At 42.4% G+C, this 8,561-nt stretch carries 9 protein-coding genes; 3 read left to right on the top strand and 6 right to left on the bottom strand.

Annotation, left to right across the window (positions count from 1 at the left end; all coding sequences use genetic code 11):
• The first annotated feature begins 174 nt into the window (after positions 1-174).
• Positions 175-1,902 (top strand): FAD/NAD(P)-binding protein, encoded by a 1,728-nt coding sequence (locus tag ASE55_RS12515; protein WP_056220079.1) that lies wholly within the window; start codon positions 175-177, stop codon positions 1,900-1,902.
• A 250-nt stretch (positions 1,903-2,152) separates the two neighbouring features.
• On the opposite strand, the gene ASE55_RS12510 is transcribed toward ASE55_RS12515, so the two are convergent.
• A complete protein-coding gene (locus ASE55_RS12510; protein WP_056220076.1) occupies positions 2,153-2,995 on the bottom strand; it encodes a cyanophycinase in 843 nt (280 codons plus the stop codon).
• A 291-nt stretch (positions 2,996-3,286) separates the two neighbouring features.
• Here ASE55_RS12510 and ASE55_RS12505 point away from each other — a divergent pair, with 291 nt between their 5' ends.
• Positions 3,287-3,883, top strand: coding sequence for a Crp/Fnr family transcriptional regulator (locus ASE55_RS12505; protein ID WP_056220073.1), 597 nt, complete (start codon positions 3,287-3,289; stop codon positions 3,881-3,883).
• A 92-nt stretch (positions 3,884-3,975) separates the two neighbouring features.
• Positions 3,976-4,584: a DNA-3-methyladenine glycosylase gene (locus ASE55_RS12500; protein ID WP_056220070.1), complete on the top strand. Its 609-nt coding sequence runs from the start codon at positions 3,976-3,978 to the stop codon at positions 4,582-4,584.
• 41 nt (positions 4,585-4,625) lie between these two features.
• Here ASE55_RS12500 and ASE55_RS12495 read toward each other — a convergent pair whose 3' ends face one another.
• The 5 genes from ASE55_RS12495 to ASE55_RS12475 all read right to left on the bottom strand — a co-directional run bounded on the left by ASE55_RS12495 (position 4,626) and on the right by ASE55_RS12475 (position 8,215).
• Positions 4,626-5,378 (bottom strand): SDR family oxidoreductase, encoded by a 753-nt coding sequence (locus ASE55_RS12495; protein WP_056220067.1) that lies wholly within the window; start codon positions 5,376-5,378, stop codon positions 4,626-4,628.
• Positions 5,379-5,419: 41 nt separating this feature from the next.
• Entirely contained in the window at positions 5,420-5,998 is a 579-nt protein-coding gene (locus tag ASE55_RS12490) for a CinA family protein (protein WP_082474525.1), read from the bottom strand.
• A 295-nt stretch (positions 5,999-6,293) separates the two neighbouring features.
• Positions 6,294-6,941, bottom strand: a complete 648-nt coding sequence (locus ASE55_RS12485; protein WP_056220064.1) for a hypothetical protein — start codon at positions 6,939-6,941, stop codon at positions 6,294-6,296.
• Between the two features lie 11 nt (positions 6,942-6,952).
• Entirely contained in the window at positions 6,953-7,591 is a 639-nt protein-coding gene (locus tag ASE55_RS12480; RefSeq protein WP_056220061.1) for a hypothetical protein, read from the bottom strand.
• 9 nt (positions 7,592-7,600) lie between these two features.
• Positions 7,601-8,215 (bottom strand): hypothetical protein, encoded by a 615-nt coding sequence (locus ASE55_RS12475; RefSeq protein ID WP_056220059.1) that lies wholly within the window; start codon positions 8,213-8,215, stop codon positions 7,601-7,603.
• Positions 8,216-8,561: the final 346 nt, after the last annotated feature.

The raw sequence follows: 8,561 nt of genomic DNA, 5'->3' as shown, positions 1-8,561 counted from the left end.
TAAAAAACGGTAAACCATAATAAAATTATATTAAATATTTCTAATTAAAAATCTTCATAACCAATTAATTCCAATATAATAATTCAATCATTATCAAAATTTCACATATTTATTTATGACCATAATCACAAAGGGAATGTATTTTGAATAGCAGAAACTACATATCCCTATCACATGGAAAATAATTACGAAAGTATTGCCCTTATAGGCGGAGGTCCCGCTGCGCTTTTTGCTTTTAAGCATATGGTGACACAGGACATTAAGCCGGAAACCATCCATATATTTGAAAAAAGCGACCGGCTCGGTGCCGGCATGCCGTACAGCAGATCCGGTGCAGGCCATGAACATGTGGCAAACGTTTCTGCGAATGAACTGCCTGAACTTTATGAAGATTTTGTCACTTACATCAGCAGGCACAACAGCGGCGATTTCCCGGAATTTGTAAAAAACGGGGCGGTGAATGAATATGAAGTAATCCCAAGGCTGCTGTTGGGAAATTATATGGAAGCCCAGTTTAAAAATTATATTCATGCTGCCCGTAAATCTGGTATTGATGTAAAGATCCATACGGAAACCCCTGTACTGGATATTGTTAAGAAAGACAATGAAGAATCTTTTACGGTGGTTACGGAACAGCAGCCTTATACAGTTTCTGTTACTGTCATCTGCACAGGACACATCTGGCCGGTAACGCATGAACAGAAACAGCCCGGATGGTATGATTCCCCCTACCCGCCTTCTAAATTCAGCGGAATCACCAATTATCCGGTGGCAATACGGGGAACTTCGCTGACGGCTATTGATGCCGTGAAAACGCTGGCCCGCAGGAACGGAAGTTTTATCCCGGAAGGTAAATGCCTGAAATACATTCTTAATGATGACAGTCCGGAATTTTCCATCAGCCTGTTTTCATTGCGGGGCTTTCTGCCGGCACTCAGGTTTCATTCTGAGGATGATGCGTATTCGGAAGACTGGATCATGTCCCTGGAGGATATTTACGAATATAAAAAGTCCCACGACGGTTTTGTAGATTTGAATTACGTGTACGACCTGCATTTCAAGCAGCCGTTAAAAAATAAAAACCCGGGATTTTATGAGGAAATCAAGGATTTGAGCATTGAGGATTTTGTGGATAAGATGCTGAAGATCCGGGATGAACTGGATAGCTTTGAGCTTTTCAGGGCAGAATATGCGGAAGCTGAAAAATCAATCCGCAGACACCAGTCGGTGACATGGAAAGAAACATTATCGGCATTCAGTTATGCGGTTAATTATCCGGCCAAGCATTTTTCTGCAGAAGATATGCTGAGGTTACGCAAAAGCCTTCTTCCATTGATTTCTGTGATCATTGCCTCGCTGCCGCAGTCCTCTTACCGGGAAGTGATTGCGCTGTATGAGGCCGGACTGATCCGTCTGGTGAGTGTGGGTGAAGACAGCCATATCGAGACCCATCAAGAGCTGGGTGCCGTTTACAATTATGCGGACAGCAAAGGGCAGCAGCAATCTGAACACTACCAAATGTACATTGATGCCATCGGCCAGCAGCCGGTTCAGTTTAACGATGTCCCTTTTGAAGGGCTTAAGCAGAACGGCCAGATCAGTTCGGGATACCTGAAATTCAAAGACCTCGGCAGTGCGGAAGCAGCCTATGAAGAAGACCGTAAAAATATTCTGAAGACGGATACGGACCAGTATTACCTGAGGGTGAAAGGGCTGAATATCAATGACCATTTCCAGGCACTTGATATATACGGGAAAACTATTCCGGACCTGTTTATTATGGCCGTGCCGTATATTGCAGGCCTCAACCCGGATTATTCAGGACTTGATTTCTGTGACACGGCAGCAAAACGGATCGCCGAAACTTTAACTGATCTCAGACAGGTAAAAGATGCAGGATAAGCTCAAAAATGGATGATCGTAATTAAAGAAGATGCATCAGATTAATTGCTGCTTATTTTAAGCCTGATTAATATATTTAAACTTTGTTAAACTTTTAAGGCTGATTTTTTTTAATTCAGCAGTTATAAATAAAGTTCAGATAAATCTGCGTGATCAGATAATCTGTGCGAAATAATTGATGGTTTAGAATTCAAAATATAAACTCATATAAACCTAAAAAGTATACCCTGAAAATCCAGGGTACACTTTTTTAATGATAACCGCCGTCCGGTGCACCTTCTTCATCCTGTCTAAGATCAAAGCTGCAGCCATCGGTATAGAGATGGACGATCAGGTTTTCTGCAAATACAGGATCGCCTTTTTCCACCCTGTCAATGTTTGTCCGGCTGATGTTTTTCGGGTCTATAACAACCGTCATCCCGGAACCTTTGCAGGTAGCCCGGTATCCGTCTTCGATAAGGAGAGCCGTATCTTCCCCAAGTCCGATTCCCAGGCAGTCCTGACGGATGATTACCGCATGGGACAGTCTTCCGAACCGTCCGCGGTGTATGAAATGGGTATCTACAATACAGCCGGGCAGCAGGTTAAGGCCGGATCCTAGCTTGATATCGCCTTTCAGCATTGCTTCGCCATCTTCTGCTTCATTAATAATAATTTCAGGCATACACATGGCTCCCGCACTGGTCCCGGCAATAAGGAAATCCTCTTCATCCTGATACTTTTCAATCAGCAACTTATTGGCCGGTGTATCCTTCAGCTCTTTGCAGATCCTGCTCTGATCGCCGCCGGTAAAGAATATCACACCGGCTTTTTTCAGCCTGTCGAGATCTTCATCAGACTGCTCCCGTGAAATATGCATAAAACCAAAATCGGTATACCCGATCTCATCAAATGTTTTCTGGTAGGTATCGCGCATGCCTTCGGGTTCGGAACTTGCTGTTGTAATCACTTCAATGCGCCTGTTTTCATCAGAAGTCAGAAGTTTAAGGATCTCAAGAGATGTAAAATCACTGTTCTTGTCCTTCATTTCTACATCGGTATCATCCCGGTCTTCCTTACCTCCAATGATTAATAATTTACCTTTCGGATTCATATACTATTTTATTTAGTGATGTTAATACTGGTGTTAATGGGCTATTATCCCCTTCTCTCACTCAAAAATAATAAAGAAAATCAACAATAAAGTTGAGGCAAATCAATCACAATCAAAAAAAGAAACTTAATTTCTGCCATACAATATTACTTTATCGAAGTCTTAATTAATCATTATACTTCATAAAACAGACAGCAGACTATGACACGGATCATAAGAGCCTGCTTTTAATATCGATAATTTTAAATGCCGTTATAATAATCATCCTTATAAATATTTAAATTATTATCTATGCTGATTTCAGAAGAACTTTTACAGTCATACGGTTCAGAAACCGAGACTTTACATCCAGGAGATGTCATTTTTAATGAAGGAGATACCCCCAGACAGTACTATCAGATTAAAGATGGCAGGATAAAACTGAATCATTTTGATGATGACGGCAGAGAACTGATCCTGGCTGTACTCCATGCCGGGCTGAGTGTATGCGAATTGATGCTGTTCATTGATAAAACCTACCCGGTGAATGCCGTAGCCATGAAACCCACCGAAATCATAAAGCTTCCTACCGGTAATTTTAACAGGCTGCTGGACGAAAATCCGGATATTTCCAGGGATATCAACCGGTTTTTATCAGAAAGGCTGTACTTTAAATTCATTATGCTGCAGAACAATACCTCGTTGCGCCCGGAAGTGAGGATCAAAGGCGCACTGGATTACCATAAGAGCTTCAGCCATAATCCGGACCCATTTTCTTTTGAAGTCCCTTTTACCCGGCAGCAGCTGGCTTCCATCACAGGCCTCAGGGTGGAAACCGTTGTCAGGACCGTAAAAAAACTGGAACAGGAAAATTACCTTAAAATTATCGACCGGAAAATATATGTCTGATAAAGATTGCAGTTAACCTATTAAACAGATTTATATCTGATCATACTTTTTCACTTTAAGAAATCGAAGCGGTTCTTTATTATATTAAAACAATGAAAAAACTGGAAGCTTCCTATTATCAGAATCCGGATGTGGAATTCCTCGCCCGGGATCTTCTGGGGAAAATACTTTTTACGCAAAAAGACGGTGAGATAACGGCAGGTGTCATTGTGGAAACCGAAGCCTATTTCGGTATTGCAGATCAGGCTTCCCATGCTTTCGGGGGCCGGCGCACACCACGTACGGAACCTATGTACCGGCAGGGCGGAATTGCTTATGTTTATCTCTGTTACGGCATCCACTATCTTTTTAATATCGTTGCTTCCGGTGAAGATGAGCCTTCCTGTGTGCTGATCAGGGCAGTTGAGCCATTTGCCGGACAGGAAATCATTGAATCCAGAAGGCACATGCCCATCAGTAAAATCACCATAACTTCAGGCCCTGCTTCTGTGGCGAAAGCATTGGGAATTGACCTCTCATTCAACCGGAAAGACCTGACAGGAGATGAAATCTGGATAGAAGATGCGGGAATAATCTACAGGCCGGATGAAATAGCTGCCGTTCCGCGCGTTGGGGTCGCGTATGCCCGGGAACATGCACTTCTGCCATTGCGGTTTTATCTTAAAAACAGCAGGTACGTGAGTAAGCCTCAACGGAACTGACGGTACCTGCCGTAACAATATAATATGGCATAGTTTAACCGTTAACCGCTGACAATCAGGCCTCCGTTAGGATGCAGAACCTGCCCCGTCATCTGCGCAGAGGCATCCGTAGCCAGGAACAGGAAACTTGTCGCGACTTCCTCTGTACAGGCATTTCTTTCAAAAGGCGGCTTGTTCCGGTCATCTTCTTCATCCCCGAATGTTTTTTCGGTAAGCGGCGTGGCTACCGGACCCGGCGCAACGGCATTTACCCGGATGCCTTTCGGTTTTGCCTGGAGTGATAATGACCGGATGAAAGAAACAATGGCTCCTTTGGTGGCAGAATAATCAATCAGTTCCTCATGCCCCAGATAAGCCGTAGCGGATGTGGTGTTGATAATGCTGCTTCCCTGCTTGAGATGAGGGAAAACGATCTTCGTCAGTAAGATCATCCCGATAATATTGGAATCAAATGTTTTCCTGATGTCTTCTTCTTTCAGGTTTTCTATGCTGCCGCACGGCACCTGGGTCCCGGCATTGTTGATCAGGATATCAATCCCGCCAAATTCGGAAACGGTTTTTTTTACGCATTCCTCACAAAAGCTGCTGTCGGCAACATCCCCGCTGAAGGCCAGTGATTTTCTCCCCAGCGCGCTGATTTCCTTCCGGGTCTGCGCGGCCTCTTCGTCATCATGGTAATGGATGAAAGCGATATCCGCTCCCTCCCCGGCAAAAAGAAGGGCTACCGCTTTGCCAATACCGGTAGCCGCGCCCGTTATCAGCACGGACTTGTTTTCTAACTGTAGATTTTCCATATTTATTTTTGAATAGTGTGTTTGCTTATCTGAACAGCATATTATTCCTCAGCAATCTCTTTATGCTGCTTATCCAGTTCCAATTTCAGGCATCCCAGGATAAATTCGCTGTAATAAAGCTGGGCATTGGGCGATTTGGTTCCTGTATGCAGGTCCAGCCTTTCGGAGACAATGATTGTTCCTTTACGGGAGATGGCAAAGTAAGCATAGAGCTTCCCGTCTGACTCATCTACCGGTGTGGCATATCCCGTTACGCCTATGGACCAGTCTGATTTAAACAGTCTGGCAACATTTAAAGCCATGGTTTCTGCAATATTCGCGGATACGCAGTTGCAGGCCGAGGCTTCCTCATCATCCACCTGCAGCAGGTCTACTTTCCCTTCCTGGGTATAGGCTGTCATGCCGCCTTTATAAAACTGAGAAGCATCTTTCATCTGCGAAAAGGAAAACTGCAGGAACCCGGAGGTTACACTTTCAGCTACCGAAACGGTTTCGCCGGAAGACTGCAGGCGGCTGCCGATATATTCGAACAGGTTTTCCAGTTCCAGTATAAAATTAATGAGGGATCTGACGGAAGTAGGATCAGTACTCATGCTGATCCCTGAATGTTTTAAAATCATTGATTTGCTTTTATTTTTTATACGCTGAAGTAAATGAAGCGGAATGAAATGTACTTGTTCAGAAATACCTGCCGGCCTTTCATTTCCCTGTAATGGCCCGGATGATCCGGGTATCCTGAATTTTGCAGGCCATCCATCCTGTTATTCAGCATTACCGAATTTAATAAATATAAAAGCTGATTTTTATGATTTCAGTCAACGGGCCGGGTAGAAATTCAGACAGGCTTACCCTCTTCATACAAAAAGCATCAGACCCAAAGGCCCGATGCTTTTTATTTTATTTTAAACGTAATAATTAAGGCAGAACGGGTACCGGTGCAGATCCTGTACCTGAAGTATCGCCGTTCATGTTATAGGTGATCGGTGTATTTATCGTGGTAAGCATATCCCTTCTGTAAACACTTACACTTAATCTTATATCAAGCTTAAGATTGAATACCCTGCCATTATTCGGCGTAAATTTTATATGCCATAAACCATTCTGAATGTAAGACCTTGCAGAATATTGGGGAACATATTGATTTGAAGTCCCCTGCTGGGTCAGGCTCACTACTGGGTTATCATTCTCTCCCCTTACAATAAACCCTCCTATCACCAGATAGTAATCAGTTGCAGATACGCCTGTATTAAAATCATTAAGCCCAGCCGGATTGACATTTCTCAGATAATATACGGCACTGTTGATGGCACTGAAGGCAGAAGTTGCCGGTACATATCTTTTAATGACTTTATCATTATTGTCTCTAACCAGCAGATAAGCATCAGAAGCATTGCCTGTATAAGTACCAGGATTTTCCATATAAAGGTTTTCGCTTAACTTAAGGTTTCCGTTAACTTCCAGTGTATGTGTAGGGGTTTGGGTACCGATACCTACCCCATTGATCTGGGCAATGATAAAAGAGCAGTTGAATATAGTTCCTAATAGGATTAAAATATTTTTCATAATTTATGTTTTTAGATTCCGCTTGGGGCAGCAGGAGCAGTCCCTGAATTTGAGCCCTGAAGGTCATATGTAACGATTCCCAGGTTTTTATAAAATCTTTTGGAATAAATAATAATATCGAAATTGTAATTATAACGGTCGGTGGTGTTCTGCGTATTAAGGGTAGGATATGCGATATTCAGATGCCAGTTTGGTCCGGATTCGAAAACCCTTAATATAAAATGTCCCCTATTCGTAGTGGTAACAGGATTAGCAACAGGAGAATAGATTCCATTGTTTCCTGAACTTGGGATAGCCTCAAAATTGGCAATGGTAACGAAATATTTATCGGTAGGAATATTAAGATTGAGATCGTTGAGATCGTCACGGTATATATTGGTAATAGAATACGGCTGTACGGTCAGAGGGGTATATAGATTTTCAACAGACAAGACCTCTCCGCCAACCACAGAAGACAAAGGATCCGTCCCTAGGATGGTGAATCCCGCCGGATTATTTACATAGTTGGTAGGATCGATAGTAACCAATTGGCCAATCGCCACACTTCCGGCAACTTCAAGTTTTTCGACAGGGGAAGTGACGCCAATGCCGACCTGAGCTTGATACCTTGCTGCAGATAGCAAAGCAAGAATAAGAATATATTTTGTCATATTTTATGTTTATTGAAGGATTGGTGAGGTATCAGCGCCCGATGCAGCATTATTCAGATCAAATGGTCCGTGCTCCGGAAATATCTTTACATAAGTTTTCGGGTACACTGCACATACAATGTTCCATGTCCCATTAGTCGTGGTATTCAAATCAGAATAATCGGCATAAACGATCCATTCGTTGGTAGCAGGATTATTTCTTACGCCATAGGTAGGAATTGCAATAGCAGATCCGATCAGGTCACGGTCAAAATAAGCAGACAGTACCATTAAGGAGTAATTGTTGGAATTTATCCTGGTGTTGAAACCTTCTACCCAGTCACGGTTAACATTGGTCAGCCTGAAAGTAATTATACTGGCAATTCCAGGAGCGTTTCCCTGGCCTGGCTCAATTCTTTTCACCATATTATCGGTTGCACTGTGGCTGAGAAGAAGATAACGGTCTTTCTGTACAGCACTAACGGCAGGTGTTGTACCGCTGATAATTTTACTGGATTTGTAAGTTCCATTAACATCAAGCTTAACACGGGGTGTTACGGTATTAATCCCAACATTCCCTACTTGAGCATATGAAAATGCAAAAAAGAAGGAAGCTGAAAGTACGGATAATCTTTTTTTTATCATAAAGTTTTCTTTACTTATATTTTTCTGACAGCAAATATATGGGCTTTTTCCAAAACATCCAAACAGCTAGCTTTTAACGCTTTACCGTAATTTATTTCACTGTTATTTGATATTAACTCCATTTCCAATTGCCGTTTTTCTTCGTAATGTGCTTTCAGTTGGGCAGTTCCTGTAATCCGGCAAAGTGTGGTATTTTATTTTCAGCTTTAAAATGATATTTCCCCTGATTAAAAACCATAGAATTAATTCTACAGTTTTTTTCTGAAAACATGATTTTTGACATGTAAAAAAGATTCTTGCAGTGGATGAAATGATAAGAAAACCAGATCATCAGCATACTTAAAAC

The sequence above is a fragment of the Chryseobacterium sp. Leaf201 genome, from assembly GCF_001421435.1.
Lineage (GTDB): Bacteria > Bacteroidota > Bacteroidia > Flavobacteriales > Weeksellaceae > Chryseobacterium.
The sequence above is the reverse complement of the archived record's forward strand: the minus strand, read 5'-3'. Positions and strand labels throughout refer to the sequence as shown.